This is a genomic window from Arthrobacter sp. zg-Y820, from assembly GCF_030142155.1.
Taxonomy (GTDB): Bacteria; Actinomycetota; Actinomycetes; order Actinomycetales; family Micrococcaceae; genus Arthrobacter_B.
Genome location: NZ_CP126247.1, coordinates 3,074,541 through 3,097,748 on the forward strand (window position 1 = coordinate 3,074,541; position 23,208 = coordinate 3,097,748).

Here is a 23,208-nt window from a genome sequence, read left to right on the forward strand (position 1 = left end):
TAAAGGAACGAGTGCCGGGAACGCCTATTCGACGCCCGGATCACGGATCAGCGGAATGTCCATGCCGGCCGCAAGCTCCTCGAAGCTGACGCCGTGGGTTTCCCGCACATGCACGCCGTCGTCCTCAAGCAGGAAGACCGCCTCACCAGTGTAGACGCGGGTTACGCAACCGACGCCGGTCAGCGGATAGGTGCATTCCGAAACCAGCTTGCTGACGCCCTCCCGCGTGAACAGGGACATCATGACGTACACGTCCTTGGCACCGGTGGCCAGGTCCATGGCTCCGCCGACGGCGGGGATGGCGTCGGGCGCACCGGTGTGCCAGTTGGCCAGGTCCCCGGAGGCCGAGACCTGAAAGGCTCCCAGGACGCACACGTCGAGGTGTCCGCCGCGCATGATGGCGAAGGAATCGGCGTGATGGAAGTAGGCAGCTCCGGGCAGCTCGGTGACGGGAATCTTGCCGGCATTGATGAGGTCACCGTCAACCTCGTCCCCGCGGGCCTCCGGACCCATCCCCAGCATCCCGTTTTCGGTGTGCAGGGTAACGTTCTGCTCCGGCAGGAGGTAGTTCGACACCAGGGTGGGCTGGCCGATGCCCAGGTTCACGAACGAACCGGGCGCGATGTCCCGGGCCACCAGTTCGGCGAGCTGGTTCTTGTCCAGGCGGGCGCTGTGGGCGGTTACGGCCTGTGTGTCTTCGATGCGGTTGCTCATGCTGCTGCCGGCTCCTGTTCCTGTTCCACGCGGACCAGCGTGTTGACGTAGATTCCGGGGGTCACGACCGCCTCGGGGTCCAATGCTCCGACGTCCACCAGGTCGCGGACCTGAACAATGGCGTTCTTCGCGGCGGCCGCCATGATGGGGCCGAAATTGCGGGCGGTCTTGCGGTAAACCAGGTTCCCGGCGGCGTCGCCCCGCAGTGCCTTGACCAGCGCGAAGTCCGCCTGCAGCGGAGACTCGAAAACGTAGCCCCGGCCGTCAATCATCCGGGTTTCCTTGCCCTCGGCCAGCGGGGTGCCGAAGGCGGTGGGAGTGAAGAACCCGCCGATGCCGGCGCCTGCGGCGCGGATGCGTTCCGCGAGGTTGCCCTGCGGCACCAGCTCGAGCTCGATCTCCCCGGCGCGGAACTTGGCGTCGAAAATCTGGGAGTCGGACTGGCGCGGGAAAGAGCAGATGATTTTCTTCACCCGGCCGGCGCCGATCAGCGCGGCCAGGCCGTGCTCCCCGTTTCCGGCGTTGTTGTTCACCACCGTCAGGTCCCTTGCCCCCTGGCGCAGCAGTGCTTCAATCAGCTCGACGGGCTGCCCGGCCTGGCCAAACCCGCCGATCATGACGGTGGCGCCGTCGTGGATCGGCGCTACTGCCTGGTCGACGTCCTGCACAATGTTGAGCACGGTTCTCCTCCGCTAGTTCTTCGTGTTTTCCAGGACGACGGCCAGGCCCTGGCCCACGCCGATGCAGATGGCGGCCACGCCCCAGCGCTCGCCGGAGGCTTCCAGCCGGCGTGCCAGCGTGCCCAGGATCCGAGCGCCGGAGGCTCCGAGCGGATGACCGATGGCGACGGCGCCGCCCCAGGCATTAACAATGGCCGGGTCGATGTCCCAGGCGTCCATGCAGGCCAGGGACTGTGCGGCGAAGGCTTCGTTGAGTTCGACGGCGGCCACATCGCCCCAGCCGATGCCGGCGCGTTTCAGTGCCAGGTTGGCCGCCTCCACCGGGGCGTACCCGAAGAACTGCGGCTCGTTCGCGGCGGCGCCTCGTCCTGCAATGCGGGCCAGCGGGGCCAGGCCCAGCAGGTCAGCGGCAGCATCGCTGCCCAGCCAGGCCGCGGAGGCGCCGTCGTTCAGGGGGGAGGCGTTGCCGGCGGTGACGGTGCCGCCGGACGCGTCGTCGGAGACGGGACGGAACACGGTCTTGAGCGTGGCCAGTTTCTCCGCTGTCGATCCGGCACGGATGGATTCGTCCCGGGCCAGGTCCACGCCGTCGACGGCGACGGTCAGGTTGTCGTAGCGGCCTTCATCCCAGGCCTTGGCGGCGAGGACGTGCGAGTGCGCCGCGAACTCGTCCTGCCGTTCACGGCTGATGCCGTATTTCTCACGCAGCTGTTCGGTGGCTTCTCCCAGGGAGACCGTCCACTCAGCCGGCATGGCGGGGTTCACCAGGCGCCACCCGAGAGTGGTGGAGGCGAGCGTCTGGTTGCCCGCGGGATAGGGCTTCTCATTCTTGGGCAGCACCCAGGGCGCGCGGCTCATGGACTCGGTGCCGCCGATCAGCATGAGGTCCGCTTCGCCGGTGTTGATCTGCCGGGAGGCAATCAGCGCGGCGTCCAGGGAGGATCCGCACAGCCGGTTCACCGTGGTGCCCGGCACCGAGGTGGGCAGGCCCGCCAGCAGGGAGGACATCCGGGCGACGTTGCGGTTTTCCTCACCGGCGCCGTTGGCGTTGCCGAAGACCACCTCGTCGATCCGGTCCGGATCCAGGCCCGGGGCGCGGGAAACCGCGGCGCGGATGACCTGAGCCCCGAGCTCGTCGGGCCGCACGCCGGCCAGGGCGCCGCCGAACTTGCCGAACGGGGTGCGGACGGCGTCGTAAATATAGGCCTGGTTCATCGTGTCTCCTCTGACATGGTTTCGGCGTCAATCCCGGCGAAAACGCCCTGGGCCACCTTGAACGCCGAGTTGGCCGACGGCACGCCGCAGTAGATGGCTGACTGCAGGATGATTTCCTTGATCTCGTCCCGGCTCAGCCCGTTGGTGAGCGCTGACCGGACGTGCATGGCGAATTCCTCCATGTGCCCGTGCGCAATCAGCGCCGTGAGCGTGATCGCGCTGCGCATGGTCCGCGGCAGGCCGGGGCGGGTCCAGATGCTCCCCCAGGCGTACTTGGTGATCAGGTCCTGGAAGTCCGAGGTGAAATCGTCCTTGGCGGCGTTCGCCCGGTCGACGTGAGCCGCCCCGAGCACTTCGCGGCGCACCGCCATGCCTTCGTCGTACACGTCCTGCTGGGTTTTGCCTGCATTCTCGATCACGGTGTCCTACAGTCCTTCCTGGTGCGCGGCGCCGAAGAAGCGGCGCAGGAGTTCAGCGGTTTCCGCCGGCTTCTCGGCCGGCAGCAGATGTGCGGCGCCGTCGACGACGGCGCTGGTTCCGTTGGGGGTGCCGTTGGCGATGAACTCGGCAAACGACGGCGGCGTCACCTCGTCGGCGGCGCCGGCCGCGGCAAGCACCGGCAGGGTGATGTCGCCGAGCTGCTCACGGACGTCGAAGCCGGCCAGGGCTTCGCAGCAGTACGCGTAGGAGAAGCGGTCTGCGTCCTGCAGCGAGTGCAGCAGCGCGGTCGCTGCCTCCTTTTCGCGCTCGATGAAGCCGGGGGCGAACCAGCGCTGGGCCGAGCCGGTCAGCACGGCGGGGGTGCCCTGGTTCCGCACCGTCGCAGCCCGGTCCAGCCAGCCCTCGGGTTCGCCGATCTTTGCCCCGGAGCACAGGATGGCCAGCCCCTCGAAGTCCTTGCCGTGGTCCAGGCCCAGCTGCAGTCCGACAACCCCGCCCAGGGACACCCCGGCGTAGCAAACGCCCTGCCCCGGGCCGATGTCACCGGCGTTGCGCGCTTCCTGCACCAGGGCGGCGACGGCGTCGGCCAGTTCCGCCACGGTGAATCCGTCCGTGGCTGCCGGACTGGTCCCGTGCCCGGGCAGGTCCCAGGCGATGACGGTGAATTCCGGGAGGGCCGCTGCCGTTGCTGACCACAGGGCCGTTCCGGAGGTGCCCAGGGACGGCCCGGCCACCAGGACGGGCGCTGCGGGTCCGGCGTAGCTGAGCCGGCTGGCTTTGATGACGGGGATGCTCACAACGAGCTCCTTCCCGGGTAGGCACTGACAATGCGGTCGATCAGGGCATCGGATTCGCCGAGGTAGTTGGCCGGTTCCAGCTGCGCCGAGAGCTCCGCGTCGGAGAGCACCTGCACCGGAACAGCGCCGCGCAGCAGCCCGGCCAGGGATTCACCGCCGGCCAGTGAGGCCGAGACCAGCTCCTGCAGGCGGGCCTTGCCGCTGCCGGGGCGGCCGGTCTCCTCAAGCAGCGGTGCGATCGTGGCCATCAGGCGTTCGCTGACCACCAGCGGTCCGGCGGCGGAGAGGTTCCGCTGCAGCGCTTCGGGATGGACGTCCAAACCCTCGGCCAGTTCGGCCAGTTTCTCCGCGGCCCCGGCGGCCAGGCGCAGCAGGGAGCGCAGCGCCTGCCATTCAACGTGCCAGGAGCCGCTGGGGCGTTCGTCGTCGGCGGTGCCGGCGGCGGCCTGCAGCTGGACTCCGTATCCGGGTCCGGCGAGGGCTGCGCTGCGGACGAGCACCGACAACACCGGGTTCTGTTTCTGCGGCATGGCCGAGGAACCGCCCCGGCCGGCCGCACGGGGTTCGGAGACCTCGCCGATTTCGGGCCGGCTCATCAGCAGCACGTCGTTGGCGATCTTTCCGGCTGCGGAGAGCAGGTCCTGCAGTGCTGCGCCGAGTCCGGTGACCGGCAGCCGGTTGCCCTGCCAGGGTGCCACGGGAGCGGCCAGGCCCAGACGCGCGGCCAGGGCGTCGCTGAGCTCCAGCGGCGCCGCCGCCGAAGAGCTGCCGTCCACCGCCGTGCGCAGGGCCGCCAGGGTTCCGGAAGCACCGCCCCACTGCAGCGGCAGTCCGGCCGCCGCGGTGTCCAGCGCGGCTGCGGCGGAGCCGAAACCGTGCAGCCACTGCGCAGCGCGCAGGCCAAAGGTTGACGGCAGCGAATGCTGGGTCAGGGTCCGGGCCACGCAGAGCGTGCCGCGGTGTTCCACGGCGAGGGCCGCCAGCGCCGACATGGTCCGGCCGGCGTCCTCGCGGATGACCTGCAGCGAGCGTGCCGCCATAACCATCAGGGCGGTGTCCAGGATGTCCTGGCTGGTGGCGGCCAGGTGCACGGCGGCAGCCGCTGCGGGGTCTTCCTTCCGGACCCGGGCGCGCAGGTCGGCCAAGAGCGGAATCACCGGATTGCCGCCCCCGGCGGACCGTGCGGCAAGGGCTGCCGGGTCGTACAGGTCCGCACGGCAGGCCGGAGCGACGGCGCCGGGCACCGACGCCGGCACGATCCCCGCGTCGGCCAGGACGTGCAGCCAGGCCAGTTCGACGTCGAGCATCGCCTGCAGCAGCTGGCGGTCGCCGGTCAGCGCGGCGCCCCGGGTGCCGGCCCACGCCGGCGACAGCAGTCCGTAGTCTGCGCTGTCGCCGTGGCCTCTATCGTCGCCGTGCGTGCCGTTCATGCGCTATGCCTCGGGGTAGGCGAGGAAGACGGTTTCGCCGTCGCCCTGCAGCGTGATGTCGAACCGCAGCCCGCCGTCGGCTTCGCGGGCGGCGATCAGGGTGGAGCGCCGCTCGGGCGGCAGCGAGGACAGCAGCCGGTCGCGGGCCAGCGCCTCTTCGTTCTCCGGCAGGTAGATCCGGGTGTGGAGCTTGTTCATCAGCCCGCGGCCGAAAATGAGCAGCGAGATGAACGGCGCCGCCCCGTCCTCCGTCGCCCCGGGGTTGACGGTGGTGAACGTGTAGTGGCCCGCCCCGTCAACGGCAGCCCGGCCCCAGCCGGTGAAGGTGTAGCCGTCGCGCACGAGCGAGCCGGGTTCCTGCGAGATGTTGCCGGCGGCATCTGCCTGCCAGATTTCGAGCAGCGCGTCGGGAACGGTTTCGCCGGCTCCGTCGCGGACGGTGCCGTGCAGCCGGATCGAACCGGGAAGGCCCGGAGCGAGCAGCTGGCTGTCCCTCTCGAAGGGCAACGCGTAACCGTAAAAGGGGCCGACGGTCTGCGCCGGGGTGGGCTGAAGCTTCTGCTCGCTCATTACTCTGCGTCCTCTTCTTCCATCCAGGTGCGGTTGCTGCCGCTGAGCACGATGTCCCAGTTGTAGCCGGTGGCCCATTCGTGCGCCGTCACGTTGTGGTCGTAGGTGGCGACGAGTGCGTCACGGGCCTTGGAATCGGTGATCGACTGATAGATCGGATCCAGCGTGAAGAGCGGATCACCGGGGAAGTACATCTGGGTCACCAACCGCTGGGTGAAGTCGGTGCCGAACAGCGAGAAGTGGATGTGCGCCGGACGCCAGGCGTTGTAGTGGTTCTTCCACGGGTACGGGCCGGGCTTGATCGTCGTGAACTGGTAGCCGCCGTCGTCGTCGGTCAGGCAGCGGCCGACGCCGGTGAAGTTGGGATCGATCGGGGCCGGGTGCTGGTCGCGCTTATGGATGTAGCGGCCGGCGGAGTTCGCCTGCCAGACTTCCACGAGCTGGTTGCGCACCGGCCGGCCGCTGCCGTCAAGGACACGGCCGCGAACGATGATGCGCTCGCCCAGGGGGTCGCCGTTGTGCTGGATGGTCAGGTCGCTCTCCAGCGCGTGGACGTCCTGATGGCCGAACGCCGGTGACCACAGCTCGATGGTTTCGGGGTCAGCGTGGTGCAGGTCCTTGGTGGGATGGCGCAGGATGGAGCTGCGGTACGGCGTGAAATCCCGCCGGGGCTGGGTTTCCTCCGGCCGGCCGTCGGCTACGCCCTTGCCGTAGGCGCCGTGGATCTCCCGGATCTCCGCAGTGATTTCATCCTGCGACGCCTGAGCGGAATCCGGCCCTGTGATGACATGGCTGTCCTGAAACTGATCTTCTTCGATCTCCATGGTTTTTCCTTTCAACGGAACCTTTTCCTGCCCGGACCGCCGGGCACTCCGAGGTCGTCACTACCCTACGGGATTGTTCACTTTGTGTACAGATGTTCAGGATGCGAACAATTGTTACGGATTGCCCGGCCACCCCGTGTAGGCCTCGGCGAGGTAGGCACTGCCGTGGCGGGAGGCGACGACGCCGGCAAGCTCGCCCAGCGCCCGCTTGCGCTCGAAATCGCTGGCATCCGTGCGGGTGTGCAGCATTGACGTCATCCAGTAGGAAAAGTTCTGGGCGCGCCAGACCCGCTCCAACGCGCGGTCGCTGTAGCCGTCCAGCAGGCCGCTTCCGTTGCCGGCGCAGAAGGATTCAATGGCTTCGAAGAGGACCCGGACGTCGGCCAGGGCGAGATTCAGCCCCTTGGCGCCGGTCGGCGGCACTGTGTGTCCGGCGTCGCCGGCCAGGAACAGGTTGCCGTAGCGCAGCGGTTCGCAGACGTAGCTGCGGAATTTCAGGAGCGTCTTTTCGAAGATGGGGCCGCGCTTGAGTTCGAAGCCGTCAGGACCGTCCACGCGCTGCTGCAGTTCGTTCCAAATCTGATCTTCGGTCCAGGCATCGGGGTCTTCGGTCGGATCCGCCTGGAAGTACATGCGCTGGACGGTGTCGCTGCGCTGGCTGATCAGGGCAAAACCCCGGTCCGAGTTGGCATAGATCAGTTCCGGTGCGCTCGGGGGCGCTTCGGTGAGGATCCCGAACCAGGCGAAGGGGTACTCGATGAAGTTGTCCCGGCGGTGTTCAGCGGGAATGGACCGCCGGCAGACGCCCTGGGAGCCGTCAGCCCCCACCAGGATCTCGCAGTGGATCTCGAACTCGGCGCCGTCGGCTTCGGTGAAGCGGATTTTGGGGGTGCCGGTCAGCAGGTCAAGGACCTCGGTGCCGGAGACTGCGTACCGCACGTCGCCGCCGTCGCGGTCCCGAGCGGCGGCCAGGTCCACGAATACCTCGTTTTGCGGATAGAGCCATACTGACTCTCCCACCAGGTCCTGGAAATCCAAACGGTGGCTGACGCCGCCGAAGCGCAGGTCGATGCCGTCGTGCCGGTGGCCGTGGGTGAGGACACGGTTGCTCACGCCGCCCTCCGTCAGCATGCGCACGGATCCGTGTTCCAGGATCCCCGCACGGTGCGTGGTCCGGATGGCCTCGTGGTCCCGCTTCTCAACCACGATGTTGTCGATCCCGGCGGAGGCCAGGAGGTGGGACAGCATGAGCCCTGCGGGGCCGCCGCCCACAATGCCGACAGTGGTTTTCAGGACAGTGCGCGCTGCGCCCATGCAGTACTCCTTGGATGACGACCGATTGGAACTGTCTTCCAGTGTGAGCGGCGGCACAGGGGCACTGCTAAGCGGTTCTCATTGAATGGGAAAGGTTGCGTTGTGGTGCGGCCCGGCATGGGCGGAGCCCACCCCGAGCCCGCGGGTGATCCCCCGAGCCGCCGTCATCAGCGCGGGCACCGTGGCGGCGGGATTTTCGGCGCCGGTGGGCACCACCACGCCGATGGCGGCGACGGCGTTGCCGGCGGCGTCGAAAACGGGAACGGCGATGCCGGTGGTTTCGGGCACGACGATCCCGGGCAGGCTGGCGTATCCGTACTGGCGCATCGCGGCCCACTGCTGCCTCAGCCCGTCGCCGGAGGGTGCGGCGTCCTGCCCGGCTCCGGCGGCGCTCCGCCCGAGGTAGGCCTCCTGGACATGCCGTGGCGAGTGCGCCATCATCACCATCCCGGACGAGGAGATGTGCAGCGGCAGCCGGTTGGCGACCCGGGCCCGGTTCAGGACCGACCCGCGGCTGGACAGCCGTTCGATAAAGAGCACCTCGTCGTCCTGCAGCACCGACAGTTGGGTGTGCTGGCGCACCACGGCCTGGATGTCCTCCATGAACGGCATGGCGACCGCCCTGAGGTCCAGGGCGCTGGCACTGCGGCTGGCCAGTTCCCAGAGCCGTATGCCCGGCCGGATGCCTCCCCCGGGCTCGCGCTGCAGCAGGCCGTGGGCCACCAGGTCGGTCGCCAGCCGGTGCGTCGTAGAAAGCGGCAGGCCGGCGCGCCGGGACAGCGCGGCGACGGACATTGCGGGGTGCGTCCCGTCAAACGCGCTGATGATGCGCACGATCCGGCTAGTCATGGAGTCGCCGGAGGGGGAATTGGCCATTCTGAAAGTCTGGCACAGCGTGAGCGGCACTTCGCTTAACGCGGAAGGTCCCGCACCAAACGGTGCGGGACCTTCCCTTGCTTCAGGCCGGTTTCGGGCGAAACCGGGACGAAGCGTTACTGGTTAGCGGAAGTCGCTGCCCATGTCGTAGTCATCCAGCGGGATGGCGTGGAACTCGGGGCTCAGGCCGCCGTCCACTCCGGCGTAGTCGAAGTCGCTGAAGGCGCTCGGGCCGGTGAACAGATTGGCCTTTGCTTCTTCGGTCGGCTCGACAGTGACCTCGGTGTAACGGGGCAGGCCCGTTCCGGCCGGGATCAGCTTACCGATGATGACGTTTTCCTTGAGGCCGAGCAGCGGATCGCTCTTGCCTTCCATGGCCGCCTGCGTCAGGACGCGGGTGGTTTCCTGGAAGGAAGCAGCGGACAGCCAGGACTCGGTCGCCAGCGATGCCTTGGTGATACCCATGAGCTCGGGACGGCCGGAGGCCGGCTTCTTGCCCTCGGAAACCACGCGGCGGTTCTCGTTCTCGAAGCGGCGGCGCTCGGCCAGCTCACCGGGGAGCAGGTCGGAGTCGCCGGACTCGATCACGGTCACGCGGCGCAGCATCTGGCGGACGATGACTTCCACGTGCTTGTCGTGGATGCCTACGCCCTGGCTGCGGTACACGCGCTGGACTTCGTCCACCAGGAATTCCTGTGCCTTGCGCGGGCCGAGGATACGGAGGATCTGCTTGGGATCCACCGCACCGAAGACCAGCTGCTGGCCAACCTCGACGTGGTCGCCGTCGGCAACCAGGAGGCGGGCACGGCGCAGGACCGGGTACGCGATTTCCTCGGAGCCGTCATCGGGAGTGACAACCAGACGCATCTGGCGGTCGGACTCTTCGATGGTGACCCGGCCCGCGGTCTCGGAGATCGGAGCAACACCCTTGGGGGTACGTGCTTCGAAGAGCTCCTGGATACGGGGCAGACCCTGGGTGATATCTTCCGCGGAAGCAACACCACCGGTGTGGAAGGTACGCATGGTCAGCTGGGTACCCGGCTCACCAATGGACTGAGCGGCAATGATGCCCACGGCCTCGCCGATGTCCACGGTCTTACCCGTGGCCAGGGAGCGGCCGTAGCAAAGCGCACAGGTACCGACGGCGGACTCACAGGTGAGTACGGAGCGGACCTTGATGTCCGTGACGCCGGCTTCGAACAGCTTGGCGATGAGGACGTCGCCCACATCGTCGCCGCCCTTGGCCAGGACGTTGCCCTGGCCATCGGTGACGTCGGTGGCCAGCGTACGGGCGTACGCCGAGTTCTCGACCTCTTCGTGCAGCTGCAGTTCGCCGTTGGAGTCCGGAACCGCGATGGTCACGTTCAGGCCGCGCTCGGTGCCGCAGTCTTCCTCGCGGACGATGACGTCCTGGGAAACGTCCACCAGACGACGGGTCAGGTAACCCGAGTTGGCGGTACGCAGAGCGGTATCGGCGAGACCCTTACGGGCACCGTGGGTGGCGATGAAGTACTCCAGCACCGACAGGCCCTCGCGGTACGAGGACTTGATCGGGCGGGGAATGATCTCGCCCTTCGGGTTGGCCACCAGGCCACGGATACCGGCAATCTGCCGGACCTGCAGCCAGTTACCGCGGGCACCCGAAGACACCATGCGGTTGATGTTGTTTTCCTTGGGCATGTTAGCACGCATGGCCGCGGCAACCTCGTTGGTTGCCTTGTTCCAAATGTCGATGAGCTCCTGGCGGCGCTCGTCTTCAGCGATCAGGCCCTTGCCGTACTGCACTTCAACCTTGGCGGCCTGTGCTTCGTAAACCTCCATGATGGCCGGCTTGTCGATCGGCGCGGAGATGTCGGAGATGGCAACGGTAACGCCCGAGCGGGTGGCCCAGTAGAAACCGGCGTCCTTCAGGTTATCCAGCGTTGCCGCCGTCATGACCTTCGGGTAGCGCTCGGCCAGGTCGTTCACGATCGTGGACAGCTGGCCCTTGTCTGCAACCTTCTCAACCCACGGGTAGTCCGCCGGCAGGGTCTGGTTGAAGATGACCTGGCCCAGGGAGGTCTGGATGAGGGCGGGAGTGCCTTCGACCCAGCCTTCCGGAGCCGGACGGTCGGCGGAGGGCACGAAGCCGTCCAGGCGCATGCTGATCTGAGCGTTCAGGTCCAGCTCGCCAAGGTCGTACGCCATCAGGGCTTCGGACGGTGAGGTGAAGAACCGTCCTTCGCCTGCAACGCCTTCCTTCTTGGTGGTGAGGTGGTGCAGGCCGATGATCATATCCTGCGAGGGCAGGGTCACCGGACGGCCGTCCGAGGGCTTCAGGATGTTGTTCGAGGACAGCATCAGGATGCGTGCCTCGGCCTGGGCCTCCGGGCTCAGCGGCAGGTGCACTGCCATCTGGTCACCGTCGAAGTCGGCGTTGAACGCGCCGCAGACGAGCGGGTGCAGCTGAAGGGCCTTGCCTTCAACCAGCTGCGGCTCGAATGCCTGGATACCCAGGCGGTGCAGGGTGGGTGCACGGTTGAGCAGCACCGGGTGTTCGGTGATGATCTCTTCCAGCACGTCCCAGACCTGCGGGCGGAAACGCTCGACCATGCGCTTGGCGCTCTTGATGTTCTGCGCGTGGTTGAGGTCAACCAGGCGCTTCATCACGAACGGCTTGAAGAGCTCCAGGGCCATCTGCTTGGGCAGACCGCACTGGTGCAGCTTCAGCTGCGGGCCGACAACGATGACGGAACGGCCGGAGTAGTCAACGCGCTTACCCAGGAGGTTCTGGCGGAAGCGGCCCTGCTTGCCCTTGAGCATGTCGGACAGCGACTTCAGCGGACGGTTGCCCGGTCCGGTGACCGGACGGCCGCGGCGGCCGTTGTCGAACAGGGAGTCAACAGCTTCCTGGAGCATGCGCTTTTCGTTGTTCACGATGATCTCGGGGGCACCGAGGTCCAGCAGGCGCTTCAGGCGGTTGTTGCGGTTGATGACGCGGCGGTACAGGTCGTTGAGGTCGGACGTTGCGAAACGTCCGCCGTCGAGCTGAACCATCGGGCGCAGTTCCGGCGGGATCACCGGGACGGCGTCCAGGACCATGCCCAGCGGGCTGTTGGTCGTGGTCAGGAACGCGTTGACAACCTTCAGGCGCTTCAGGGCGCGCGTCTTGCGCTGGCCCTTGCCGTTCTGGATGATGTCGCGCAGCAGCTCGGACTCGGCCTGCATGTCAAAGTCCTCAAGGCGCTGCTTGATGGCTTCGGCACCCATGGAGCCCTCGAAGTACAGACCGTAGCGGTCGCGCAGTTCGCGGTAGAGGCCTTCGTCGCCCTCGAGGTCGCCGACCTTGAGGTTCTTGAAGCGTTCCCAGACCTGCTCGAGGCGCTCGATGTTGTTGTCGGCGTCGCGGCGGACCTTGGCCATCTGGCGGTCGGCGGAGTCGCGGGCCTTCTTCTTGTCGGCGGCCTTGGCGCCTTCGCCCTCGAGGCGGGTAATTTCGCCTTCAAGATCCTTGGCGATGGCGGCAATGTCGGAGTCGCGCTGGTCGACGAGGTGCTTGCGCTCCAGGTCGTGCTCGGCCTGCAGGTTCGGCAGTTCGGCGTGGCGGTTCTCTTCGTCGACCGAGGTGATCATGTAGGCAGCGAAGTAGATGACCTTTTCGAGGTCCTTCGGTGCCAGGTCCAGGAGGTAGCCCAGACGGGACGGAACACCCTTGAAGTACCAGATGTGGGTCACGGGAGCGGCGAGCTCGATGTGGCCCATGCGTTCGCGGCGCACCTTGGCACGGGTGACCTCGACGCCGCAGCGCTCACAGATGATGCCCTTGAAGCGCACGCGCTTGTACTTACCGCAGTAGCATTCCCAGTCGCGGGAAGGACCGAAGATCTTTTCGCAGAAAAGACCGTCCTTTTCCGGCTTCAGGGTTCGGTAGTTGATGGTTTCCGGCTTCTTGACCTCGCCGTAAGACCAACCGCGGATTTCATCCGCAGTGGCAAGGCCGATTCGCATAAGGCCGAACGTGGAATCGTTGGACATGGGTCCCTGTTCTCTCTTGTTCTCTAAATCTGAATGTCTCGGGTACGGGAAGGGGCTGCCGGAGGCCGGCCCGCGAAAAGCGGACCGGCCGGCTCGGCTAAACCTCTTCTACGGAGCTGGGCTCTGCGCGGGACAGATCAATACCCAGTTCTTCCGCGGCCCGGAAGACTTCTTCATCCGAGTCACGCATTTCAATCGTGTTGCCCTCGGTGGAGAGGACTTCCACATTCAGGCAGAGCGACTGCATTTCCTTGATGAGCACCTTGAAGGACTCCGGAACGCCGGGCTCCGGGATGTTCTCGCCCTTGACGATGGCCTCGTAGACCTTCACGCGGCCATGGATGTCATCCGACTTGATCGTCAGCAGTTCCTGCAGCGTGTAGGCAGCGCCGTACGCTTCCAGGGCCCAGACTTCCATTTCACCGAAGCGCTGGCCACCGAACTGTGCCTTACCACCCAGCGGCTGCTGCGTGATCATGGAGTACGGGCCGGTGGAGCGTGCGTGGATCTTGTCGTCGACAAGGTGGTGCAGCTTCAGGATGTACATGTAACCCACCGAGATGGGCTCCGGGAACGGCTGGCCGGAGCGGCCGTCGAACATCTTCGCCTTACCCGAGGCACCGATCAGGCGGTTGCCGTCACGGGTCACGTTGGTGGAGTCGAGCAGGCCGGTGATTTCGTCTTCACTGGCGCCGTCGAACACCGGGGTGGCAACCGTGGTGGGACCGGATTCACGCGGCAGGGACGGCAGGTTCTTGACCCAATCCGGCTCTCCCTCGATCTTCCAGCCCTGCTTGGCAGCCCACGCGAGGTGGATTTCCAGGACCTGGCCGACGTTCATTCGACCCGGAACACCCAGCGGGTTCAGGATGATGTCGACGGGGGTTCCGTCTTCCAGGAACGGCATATCCTCGATCGGCAGGATCTTGGAGATGACGCCCTTGTTGCCGTGGCGGCCGGCCAGCTTGTCGCCGTCCGTGATCTTGCGCTTGTGCGCCACGTAGACGCGCACCAGCTGGTTGACGCCCGGGGGCAGCTCGTCGTCGTTGTCACGGTCGAAGATGCGGACACCGATGACCGTTCCGGACTCGCCGTGGGGAACCTTCAGCGAGGTGTCGCGGACTTCGCGGCTCTTCTCACCGAAGATGGCGCGCAGCAGGCGCTCTTCCGGGGTCAGTTCCGTTTCGCCCTTGGGGGTGACGCGGCCAACCAGGATGTCGCCGGCTTCAACCTCGGCACCAATGTGGATGATGCCGCGCTCGTCCAGCTGGGAGAGCACTTCCTCCGACACGTTGGGGATGTCACGGGTGATTTCCTCGGCACCAAGCTTGGTGTCGCGGGCATCGACTTCGTGCTCCTCGATGTGGATGGAGGTCAGGACATCGTCCGACACCATGCGCTGCGAGAGGATGATGGCATCTTCGTAGTTGTGGCCTTCCCATGACATGAATGCCACGAGCAGGTTCTTACCCAGAGCCAGCTCGCCCTGGTCCGTGGAGGGACCGTCGGCGATGATGCTGTTGACCTCGACGCGTGCGCCTTCGGAGACCAGTACCCGCTGGTTGTACGCGTTGCCCTGGTTGGAGCGCGCGAACTTCATGATCGGGTAGCTGGAATCAGTGCCGTCGTCGTTCATCACGGTGACGAGATCAGCGGAGACCTCGGTGACGACACCCGGCTTGACGGCGGTAACGGAGTCACCGGCGTCAACGGCGGCGTACTTCTCCATGCCGGTACCCACAACGGGGCGCTCGGAACGGAGCAGCGGCACTGCCTGGCGCTGCATGTTCGCACCCATGAGGGCGCGGTTGGCGTCATCGTGCTCCAGGAACGGAATCAGGGCGGTGGCCACCGACACCATCTGGCGCGGCGAGACGTCCATGTATTCCACACCGTTGGGCTCAACGAGAACCGGCTCGCCGGAACCGCCGCGGGCACGGACGAGGACGAGGTCCTCGGCGAAGTGCTGGTCTTCGCGCAGCGGAGCGTTTGCCTGGGCAATGGTGCGCTCAACTTCGTCGTCGGCGGTCAGGTAATCAACCTGGTCCGTGACGACGCCGTCGATGACCTTGCGGTACGGGGTTTCGATGAAACCGAACGCGTTGATCCGGGCGTAGGACGCCAGCGAACCGATCAGGCCGATGTTCGGGCCTTCAGGGGTTTCGATGGGGCACATGCGGCCGTAGTGCGAGGGGTGAACGTCTCGGACTTCCATGCCTGCACGGTCACGGGACAGACCACCCGGGCCCAGCGCGGACAGGCGGCGCTTGTGCGTCAGTCCGGCGAGCGGGTTGTTCTGGTCCATGAACTGCGAGAGCTGGGAGGTTCCGAAGAACTCCTTGATCGCTGCCACGACGGGCCGGATGTTGATCAGGGTCTGCGGCGTGATGGCCTCGACGTCCTGAGTGGTCATGCGCTCACGCACAACGCGCTCCATGCGGGACAGGCCCGTACGGATCTGGTTTTCGATGAGCTCGCCGACGGCGCGGATACGGCGGTTGCCGAAGTGGTCGATGTCGTCAACCTCGACGCGGATGTCCACGTCGTCGCCGTTGCGCTTGCCCGGTACGGTCTTCTCGCCGGCGTGCAGGGCTACGAGGAACTTGATCATCGCAACGATGTCTTCGTTGTTCAGGACCGAAGCATCGGAATCCGTCAGCGGCTTGTCGATGCCCAGCTTGCGGTTGATCTTGTAACGGCCAACCTTGGCCAGGTCGTAGCGCTTCGGGTTGAAGTACAGGTTGTCCAGCAGGGTCTGGGCAGCCTCAACCGTGGGCGGCTCGCCCGGACGGAGCTTGCGGTAGATGTCCAGGAGGGCATCCTCACGGGTTTCCGTGGGGTCCTTCTCCAGGGTGGCGCGGATCGAGTCGTACTCGCCGAAGGTCTCCAGGATCTGGCCTTCGGTCCAGCCCAGGGCCTTGAGCAGGACGGTAACTGACTGCTTGCGCTTGCGGTCAAGGCGAACGCCGACCTGATCGCGCTTGTCGATTTCCAGTTCAAACCATGCACCGCGGGAAGGAATGATCTTCGCGGTGTAGATGTCCTTGTCACTGGTCTTGTCCGCGGTGCGCTCGAAGTAGGCACCCGGCGAACGGACCAGCTGGGAAACAACGACACGCTCGGTGCCGTTGATGACGAACGTTCCCTTGTCTGTCATCAGGGGGAAGTCGCCCATGAACACGGTCTGCTGCTTGATTTCGCCCGTGTTGTTGTTCATGAACTCGGCCTTAACGTACAACGGGGCCGAGTAGGTTGCGTCCCGGTCCTTGCACTCAGCCATGGTGTACTTCGGGTCGGCAAATTCCGGCTCGGTGAAACTCAGGGACATGGTGCCCTGGAAGTCTTCGATCGGGGAGATTTCCTCGAAGATGTCGGCCAGGCCGGAGGTGGTGGCAATGCCCTGTTCCCCGGTCTGCTTGGCCTTTTCTACGCGCGCCTTCCAGCGCTCGTTGCCGACAAGCCAGTCAAAGCTGTCGGTCTGCAGGGCAAGAAGATTGGGAACGTCAAGCGGTTCGTGAATCTTTGCGAATGAAATCCGGGGAGCGATGTTCTCCGGGATGTTAGCGGTTGCATTATTAGAGGTGCTCGAGGCGACCAAGAGGGATCCTTCCACAGACCTTCAGGCGTGTTTCGCGCCTCCTTCTCTGCACAGAGCGGACCTGGTCCGCGTGCGTCCTTGCATCCTGCCGGGCGCGCGAAGACGCGGCCTGGCACAGGACAAAGCCCACCGCTATATGAAGGCTGAAGGTTAAGAGAGGGAAGCAAATATTAACTATAGGGCATTGCGGGCAGACAAGTCTACCCGGTACCGCAACCCCTGCTTCGCTCGACCCGCCGGACCGTGTCTGGATTCGAGAGAATTCGATCAACCAGATCACCGTGGAACGGGGAGCTACAGGCAACACCGGCGCACCGCTGACGCATCGGATACAGATATCTTACCGCACGATGCGCGGATCGCACGTCCAGGTGGTGCGCAAGGCCTCCCCGCGGTGTGATGACACTCTCCTCCGCCCCGCCGGTTGGCGTACCCTAGTTCCAGCGCTCGATCCGTGCCCGCCGTCCCAGCGGACGCCGGGCAGGTGCCTGGTGCACCGCCGGCCGCACCCAACATTCAACGACGAAAGTGGATTCCCGCCATGAGCAACCGCCCAGACCAGGCACCCGCAGGCCAAGAAGCAGCAGCCGGAACCGATGTGGTCATCGTTGGCGGTGCCCGCACCCCGCAGGGCCGCCTGAACGGCCAGCTCGCCTCCTTCACCGCTGTTGAACTCGGCGCCTTCGCCATTGCCGGAGCCTTGGAAAAGGCCCGTGTTCCGGCCGCCGACGTGCACGCGGTCATCATGGGGCACGTCGTCCAGGCCGGCTGCGGCCAGAACCCGGCCCGGCAGGCCTCCATCAGGGCCGGCATCGGCTGGAACGTCCCAACCGTCACCATCAACAAGGTGTGCCTTTCGGGTCTGGCTGCGGTGATCGACGCCGCGCGGCTGATCCGGGGCGGCGAGGCCACCGTGGTGGTTGCCGGGGGCCAGGAATCAATGACCCGCGGCCCGCACCTGCTGCCCGGGTCCCGCCAGGGCTGGAACTACGGAAACATTTCGGCGCTCGACTCGGTGGCCCACGACGGCCTGACCGATGCCTTCGACAACGAGTCCATGGGGGTTTCCACCGAGCGCGGCAACACCAAGCTGGCGATCAAGCGGCTGGAACAGGACGAAGTCGCCGCCGCTTCCCACCGCCGGGCCGCCGCAGCCATGGCCTCCGGTGTGTTCGACACCGAGATCGTGCCGGTCACCGTTCCCCAGCGCAAGGGCGAGCCCCTGGTGCTTACCGCCGACGAGGGGGTCCGGCCCGGCACCACCTCGGACACGCTCGCCGGCCTCCGACCGGCCTTTGACCCCGAGGGCACCATCACCGCCGGAAATTCGTCCCCGCTGTCCGACGGCGCCGCGGCCCTGATTCTCACGACCCGCACCTATGCGGAGGAAAACGGGCTCGACGTGCTCGCCGTCGTCGGCGCTCCGGGCCAGGTGGCCGGCCCGGACAACACCCTGCATTCCCAGCCGGCCAACGCCGTCTTCGCCGCCCTGGACCGGGCGGGATGGAACGCCGCGGACCTGGACTTCATCGAAATCAACGAGGCCTTTGGCGCGGTGGCCGTCCAGTCCCTGAATGAGCTCGGCATGGACCTGGACCAGTGCAATCTTCACGGCGGCGCGATCGCGCTGGGCCACCCCATCGGTGCTTCCGGTGCCCGGCTGGCGCTGACGGCCGCCCATGAACTGATGCGCCGCGGCTCCGGCCGGGCGGCGGTTGCCCTGTGCGGCGGCGGCGGCCAGGGCGAAGCGCTGCTGCTTTACCGCGAACTGTCCTGATCCACCCGGCTCCGGGCCGAAACGCAGAAAGACCCCGTTCCAAGGAACGGGGTCTTTCTGTTCTCCGCAGCGGAAAGCTGCGGAAGGAAAAAACTACTACTTGACGGTAACCGTGGCGCCGGCAGCCTCGAGGGCGTCCTTTGCCTTCTCTGCGGCTTCCTTCGTAGCGCCTTCCAGGACAGCCTTCGGGGCGCTGTCGACAACGTCCTTGGCTTCCTTCAGGCCCAGGGAAGTCAGGGCACGAACTTCCTTGATCACTGCGATCTTCTTGTCGCCGGCGGCTTCGAGGATGACGTCGAATTCAGTCTTCTCTTCCTCGGCCTCGGCAGCGCCACCGGCGGGACCGGCAACTGCAACAGCAGCAGCGGTAACGTCGAAGGTCTCTTCGAAGAGCTTCACGAAATCAGAAAGCTCGATGATGGACAGTTCCTTGAAGGCTGCAATGAGCTCTTCGTTGGTCAGCTTCGCCATGGTGTGGCGTCCTTCCTATAAGTGGTGCGCGGGCACCAATGTGGTGCGTCGGCACCGGAGTGTGGATTGGAAGAGCGATTACTCTTCGGTGGCTGCTTCTGCGGCCGGAGCTTCTTCTGCGGCGGCCGGAGCCTCTTCCGCAGCGGGAGCAGATTCGGTGCCCTCGTCGAGCTTCAGGCGCAGTGCATCTACCGAGCGGACCAGCATGGACATCGGTGCCTTGAGGACACCGGCGACGCGTGCGAGCTGGAACTCACGGGATTCAAGAGCAGCCAAAGCGGCAACACCGGCTGCGTCGAGGTTGTTGCCCTCGAAAACGCCGGTCTTGATGATGAGCTGCGGGTTGGTCTTGGCAAAATCCGTCAGGCTCTTTGCAGCTGCAACTGCGTCACCCTTGATGAAGGCGATTGCAGTAGGTCCGGCAAGCTGGCCGTCGAACGCGTCGATGCCGGCTTCCTTGGCTGCAATGCCAGTCAGGGTGTTCTTGACGACCGAGTACTTGGTGTCCTGGCCGAGCGAACGACGCAGCTCCTTGAGCTGTGCAACGGTGAGCCCGCGGTATTCGGTTAGGACGGCAGCAGTTGAATCCTTGAAATCGGTGACGATTTCTTCAACAGCCGTTACCTTTGTTGGCGTTGCCATCTAACCCTCCTTCCGGGGAATAGTGCCGGTGGATCGGGTCCCGAACATAAAAAACGCCCCGGGCAGATGCACGGGGCTGAGCAGTGGTAACGCATAAGCGTACCGTTTGCTGAGTTCGTTCACCTGCGCAGGCCGCCCTCTGAAGGGACTTTCGGATGTCCGATCAACCGAGGTCCATCCGCGCGCCTGGAGTTCCGGGAGCTAAGGATGGGATTGAAAGCACATCGACCGACGGTCTTTGGTATATCCAGAGTACGGGAGAATCACCGCCCGGCCAAATCCCCTGCGCAGGGCCGGTCCGGCCGGGCGGCGCGGCGTCAGGAAGCGCCGCCGATCACCTTCTGCCACTCCCCCGAATAACCCGCCGGCTGAAAGCCAAGCTCGTCATTGATGGCCAGCATGTGCTCGTTCTCGGCCGCATTCCACGTCCAGATCCGGGCGGTTTCCGGCAGCTCTTCCCGCAGCCGGACCAGGTTCGCGGCCTTGAGCAGCATGCCGAGCCGGTGGCCCCGGTGCTCCCGGAGAACCAGTGTGTCGTCCTGGAAGGCGACCGCCGGATTGCTGTTGAACACCATCAGCACCGTGTGCCCGGCCAGCGCTCCGGTGGGAAGGTGCCGCACCGCACTGACCAGCACCTCGGCGTCCATGTCCAGCGCCTTCCGCTCGGCCTCCCGGACGCGGGCGGCGTCCCACTGTTCCTCTTCGACATCCAAGCCGGCCATTGGCGGAGCCACGCTCATCGCCTGTTTCAGCCGCGCATACGCGTCCACGAGGCGCTCCGGGCACGCACCGCGCCAGAATTCGAGACCATAGTCGGCACCGGACGCGGCTGCCGCGGCGTCAAGCGCTTCCTGCCCGACGGCGGCTGCCGCCAGATCCAGCCTGCTGATCCGCTCCACCTGTTCCAGGCTAAAGCCGCTTTTCGTGGCGAAGACAGCGGCAGCGTCGGCGGGGATGCTGCCCGCTCCGCTTTTCGGTGCAAGCGTGCCGCCGCTGCCCGCAGCGGGCCGCTCCGGATGGTCCGTCTCGCTCAGGATCGTCCTTCGGCCTCCGGCTGCCGCCGCCTGCTCGACTGCTGCGTACAGGCGCGAACCGAGCCCCGCCCGGCGTGCCTGCGGTGCCACCACCACTTTCACCGAGGCGGAGTGCGTGTTGTCGGCCAGCGGCAGGCTCAGCGTCGCCAGCCCCAGAATCTCCTTGCCGGAGCGGGCGGCCAGCAGCACCCGCCGCCGCACCGGCGAGGGGCGGCACCCGGCCAGCTGCGTTGCAGGCGAGTCATGGAAGTCGGTGTTGCCCCACAGCTCCAGCATGTGGTCGTTCAGCAATTGGCCCGCGGCTATAAAGTCCGCGGCGGCAGGATCCCCCGGGTCCAGGCTAGAGGGAATGACGAGCGGGGATATCACGGGGACCGTTTTAGTCATGGCTCACATCCTGCCGGAAGTGCCTGCAGATACGCAAAAGGCGGCCGCAGCGAAAAGCTGCGGCCGCCTTCAGCGGATTCGGGACGGCCAGCGTCCCTTGGGGCCGGTTAGGCCTAAAACCAATTACGCGTCGGCAAGTACCTTGGTCACGGCCGGGTCCACGGAGATGCCCGGGCCGAACGTGGTGGAGACGGTTGCCTTCTGGATGTAGCGTCCCTTGGAAGCGGACGGCTTCAGGCGCAGAACTTCTTCAAGGGCTGCAGCGTAGTTCTCGGCCAGCTTCTGCTGATCGAAGGACACCTTGCCGATGATGAAGTGCAGGTTGGAGTGCTTGTCGACGCGGAAGTCGATCTTTCCGCCCTTGATGTCGGTGACAGCCTTGGCGACGTTCGGCGTAACCGTGCCGGTCTTCGGGTTCGGCATCAGGTTACGCGGGCCCAGGACACGGCCCAGGCGGCCGACCTTGCCCATCATGTCCGGGGTAGCAACGGCGGCGTCGAAGTCGACCCAGCCTGCTGCAACCTTTTCGATCATGTCATCGGAACCAACGAAGTCAGCGCCGGCTGCAATAGCCTGCTCTGCCTTTTCGCCCGTTGCGAAAACCAGGACGCGGGCGGTCTTACCCGTACCGTGGGGCAGGTTGACCGTGCCGCGGACCATCTGATCGGCCTTGCGGGGGTCAACGCCCAGACGGAAGGCAACCTCTACAGTCGCATCGAACTTGGACGGGTTGGTTGCCTTCGCCAGCTCTACAGCCTCAACCGGTGCGTACAGCTTGTCCGCATCGATCTTGGCTACAGCTGCTTCATATGCTTTGCTGCGCTTTGCCATCTGCTTTTTCTCCTTGTGCAGTCGTGGTCTGTCGGACCGCGCTCGGCCCTGCCACACGCCGTCGTGCCCGATGGCACGATCAGCTTTTTATGAGTGTAAATGTTTGGTCGGCGGGCGGACCCGCTTTCCGGAAGTGCGGGCTGATTAGCCTTCTACGGTGATACCCATGGAGCGGGCGGTGCCGGCGATGATCTTGGCGGCAGCCTTCACGTCGTTGGCGTTGAGGTCTTCCATCTTCATGGTGGCGATCTCTTCGACCTGGGCCTGCGTCAGGTTGGCAACCTTGGTGGTGTGCGGGGTTGCGGAACCCTTGGCGACGCCGGCGGCCTTCTTGATCAGCTGGGCAGCCGGAGGAGTCTTCGTGATGAAGGTGAAGGAACGGTCTTCGTAGACCGTGATTTCCACGGGGATGACGTTGCCGCGCTGGGATTCCGTTGCAGCGTTGTACGCCTTGCAGAATTCCATGATGTTGACACCGTGCTGGCCAAGTGCCGGACCAATCGGAGGAGCCGGGTTGGCGGCACCTGCGTTGATCTGCAGCTTGATGAGGCCGGTGACCTTTTTCTTGGGGGCCATGAAAGGGTCCTTCTCTAAATTATGTTCCCGGGGAACAGGAGCGTCCGTCCGGGTTGGTGGCCGCCATGGCGTGGCGGCCGGACGCTGCCGGCAGGGTAAAGCGGACCTGCAGACAACGAAGTCTTTGTGCTACTGCAGCTTCGTGACCTGGCCGAAGCCAAGGGTCACCGGAGTCTCGCGCTCGAAGATGGTCACGAGGACCACCAGCTGCTGGGACTCGGGCTTGATCTCGGAGATCGTGGCCTGGAGCGTCTCGAACGGGCCTTCGTTGACCGTTACGGGCTCGCCGACCTCGAAGTCCACTGCGTAGTTCGAAGACTCCTGCGCGGGCTTGCCGGCTTCGGTCTTCGGGGAAACCACTGTGTGCTCCAGCATGGAGTAAACCTCTTTGAGGCTCAGCGGCACCGGGTTGTGGGCGTTGCCCACGAAGCCGGTGACGCCGGGAGTGTGCCGGACAACGCCCCAGGACGCGTCGGTCAGTTCCATGCGGACCAGAACGTAACCGGGGATGCGCACCCGGTTGACGATCTTGCGGGTCGTGTTCTTGATCTCGACGACTTCCTCCATCGGAACCTGGATTTCGAAGATGTTCTCTTCCATGTCCAGGGTCTGGATGCGGGTCTCGAGGTTTGCCTTGACGCGGTTTTCGTAACCTGCGTAGGAGTGGATGACGTACCAGTCACCCTCCTGGCGGCGCAGCTTGGCCTTGAAGGCCTCTGCGGGATCTTCCTCGGGCTCTTCTGCAGAATCATCTTCTGCGGAGCCTTCAGATGCGGAGTCGTCGGAGACTGAGTCTTCGGAGTCTGCGGAATCAGAGTTCACGGCCTCATCGGCGGTATCGGCGTCTTCTGCCGTCACATCGCCCTCAGCGGTGGCCTCGGCGGCGTCCGCTGCGGTCGTTTCATCCTCGGCATCCAGATCAGCGGTTTCGTCATTGATCTGTGATTCGAGTTCTTGCTCGGACACGTAGATTCCTGCTTTCTTCTTCAGAGCTCTATGGGGTTTGTCACTAGCTCA

Annotated in this window: 19 protein-coding genes; 1 reads left to right on the plus strand and 18 read right to left on the minus strand. The window is 65.4% G+C overall.

Features of this window, described 5'->3' with window-relative positions:
• Positions 1–24 precede the first annotated feature (24 nt).
• The 12 genes from QNO08_RS13945 to rpoB form a co-directional block, all read right to left on the minus strand.
• Positions 25–714 carry a 3-oxoacid CoA-transferase subunit B gene (locus QNO08_RS13945; RefSeq protein ID WP_229964880.1) on the minus strand — a complete coding sequence of 230 codons (690 nt, stop codon included), beginning with the start codon at positions 712–714 and terminating at the stop codon, positions 25–27.
• On the minus strand, positions 711–1,394 hold the full coding sequence (locus tag QNO08_RS13950; RefSeq protein WP_229964879.1) for a 3-oxoacid CoA-transferase subunit A: 684 nt from the start codon (positions 1,392–1,394) through the stop codon (positions 711–713). Before QNO08_RS13950 ends, QNO08_RS13945 begins: the two co-directional genes overlap by 4 nt.
• A gap of 12 nt (positions 1,395–1,406) precedes the next feature.
• Positions 1,407–2,609, minus strand: coding sequence for a thiolase family protein (locus QNO08_RS13955; protein WP_229964878.1), 1,203 nt, complete (start codon positions 2,607–2,609; stop codon positions 1,407–1,409).
• The gene (gene pcaC / locus QNO08_RS13960) at positions 2,606–3,028 is read right to left on the minus strand and encodes a 4-carboxymuconolactone decarboxylase (RefSeq protein WP_284015517.1); all 423 of its coding nucleotides are present in this window, start codon (positions 3,026–3,028) and stop codon (positions 2,606–2,608) included. The genes QNO08_RS13955 and pcaC overlap by 4 nt, the downstream gene beginning before the upstream one ends.
• A gap of 6 nt (positions 3,029–3,034) precedes the next feature.
• Entirely contained in the window at positions 3,035–3,847 is an 813-nt protein-coding gene (locus QNO08_RS13965; RefSeq protein ID WP_229964877.1) for an alpha/beta fold hydrolase, read from the minus strand.
• A complete protein-coding gene (locus QNO08_RS13970; protein ID WP_229964876.1) occupies positions 3,844–5,277 on the minus strand; it encodes a lyase family protein in 1,434 nt (477 codons plus the stop codon). The genes QNO08_RS13965 and QNO08_RS13970 overlap by 4 nt, the downstream gene beginning before the upstream one ends.
• A 3-nt stretch (positions 5,278–5,280) precedes the next feature.
• Complete coding sequence (gene pcaG, locus QNO08_RS13975) at positions 5,281–5,847, minus strand: protocatechuate 3,4-dioxygenase subunit alpha (protein WP_229964875.1); 567 nt, start codon at positions 5,845–5,847, stop codon at positions 5,281–5,283.
• Positions 5,847–6,671 (minus strand): protocatechuate 3,4-dioxygenase subunit beta, encoded by an 825-nt coding sequence (gene pcaH, locus QNO08_RS13980; protein WP_229964874.1) that lies wholly within the window; start codon positions 6,669–6,671, stop codon positions 5,847–5,849. Before pcaH ends, pcaG begins: the two co-directional genes overlap by 1 nt.
• 114 nt (positions 6,672–6,785) lie before the next feature.
• On the minus strand, positions 6,786–7,985 hold the full coding sequence (locus tag QNO08_RS13985; protein ID WP_229964873.1) for a 4-hydroxybenzoate 3-monooxygenase: 1,200 nt from the start codon (positions 7,983–7,985) through the stop codon (positions 6,786–6,788).
• A 78-nt stretch (positions 7,986–8,063) separates the two neighbouring features.
• Positions 8,064–8,861 (minus strand): IclR family transcriptional regulator, encoded by a 798-nt coding sequence (locus QNO08_RS13990; RefSeq protein WP_229964872.1) that lies wholly within the window; start codon positions 8,859–8,861, stop codon positions 8,064–8,066.
• Between the two features lie 123 nt (positions 8,862–8,984).
• The gene (locus QNO08_RS13995) at positions 8,985–12,875 is read right to left on the minus strand and encodes a DNA-directed RNA polymerase subunit beta' (RefSeq protein ID WP_229964871.1); all 3,891 of its coding nucleotides are present in this window, start codon (positions 12,873–12,875) and stop codon (positions 8,985–8,987) included.
• A 97-nt stretch (positions 12,876–12,972) separates the two neighbouring features.
• Positions 12,973–16,473: a DNA-directed RNA polymerase subunit beta gene (gene rpoB / locus QNO08_RS14000; RefSeq protein ID WP_229964870.1), complete on the minus strand. Its 3,501-nt coding sequence runs from the start codon at positions 16,471–16,473 to the stop codon at positions 12,973–12,975.
• A 541-nt stretch (positions 16,474–17,014) separates the two neighbouring features.
• Between rpoB and QNO08_RS14005 the strand changes: the two genes are divergently transcribed.
• On the plus strand, positions 17,015–18,250 hold the full coding sequence (locus tag QNO08_RS14005) for an acetyl-CoA C-acetyltransferase (protein ID WP_229964869.1): 1,236 nt from the start codon (positions 17,015–17,017) through the stop codon (positions 18,248–18,250).
• Between the two features lie 96 nt (positions 18,251–18,346).
• On the opposite strand, the gene rplL is transcribed toward QNO08_RS14005, so the two are convergent.
• The 6 genes from rplL to nusG form a co-directional block, all read right to left on the minus strand.
• Positions 18,347–18,721 (minus strand): 50S ribosomal protein L7/L12, encoded by a 375-nt coding sequence (gene rplL, locus QNO08_RS14010; RefSeq protein WP_229964868.1) that lies wholly within the window; start codon positions 18,719–18,721, stop codon positions 18,347–18,349.
• A gap of 78 nt (positions 18,722–18,799) precedes the next feature.
• Entirely contained in the window at positions 18,800–19,363 is a 564-nt protein-coding gene (gene rplJ / locus QNO08_RS14015; protein ID WP_229964867.1) for a 50S ribosomal protein L10, read from the minus strand.
• 317 nt (positions 19,364–19,680) lie between these two features.
• Entirely contained in the window at positions 19,681–20,784 is a 1,104-nt protein-coding gene (locus QNO08_RS14020) for a GNAT family N-acetyltransferase (RefSeq protein WP_229964866.1), read from the minus strand.
• 123 nt (positions 20,785–20,907) lie between these two features.
• On the minus strand, positions 20,908–21,615 hold the full coding sequence (gene rplA / locus QNO08_RS14025) for a 50S ribosomal protein L1 (protein WP_229964865.1): 708 nt from the start codon (positions 21,613–21,615) through the stop codon (positions 20,908–20,910).
• Between the two features lie 144 nt (positions 21,616–21,759).
• Positions 21,760–22,191: a 50S ribosomal protein L11 gene (rplK, locus tag QNO08_RS14030; protein ID WP_229964864.1), complete on the minus strand. Its 432-nt coding sequence runs from the start codon at positions 22,189–22,191 to the stop codon at positions 21,760–21,762.
• Positions 22,192–22,320: 129 nt separating this feature from the next.
• A complete protein-coding gene (gene nusG / locus QNO08_RS14035; RefSeq protein WP_229964863.1) occupies positions 22,321–23,157 on the minus strand; it encodes a transcription termination/antitermination protein NusG in 837 nt (278 codons plus the stop codon).
• Between the last annotated feature and the right edge of the window lie 51 nt (positions 23,158–23,208).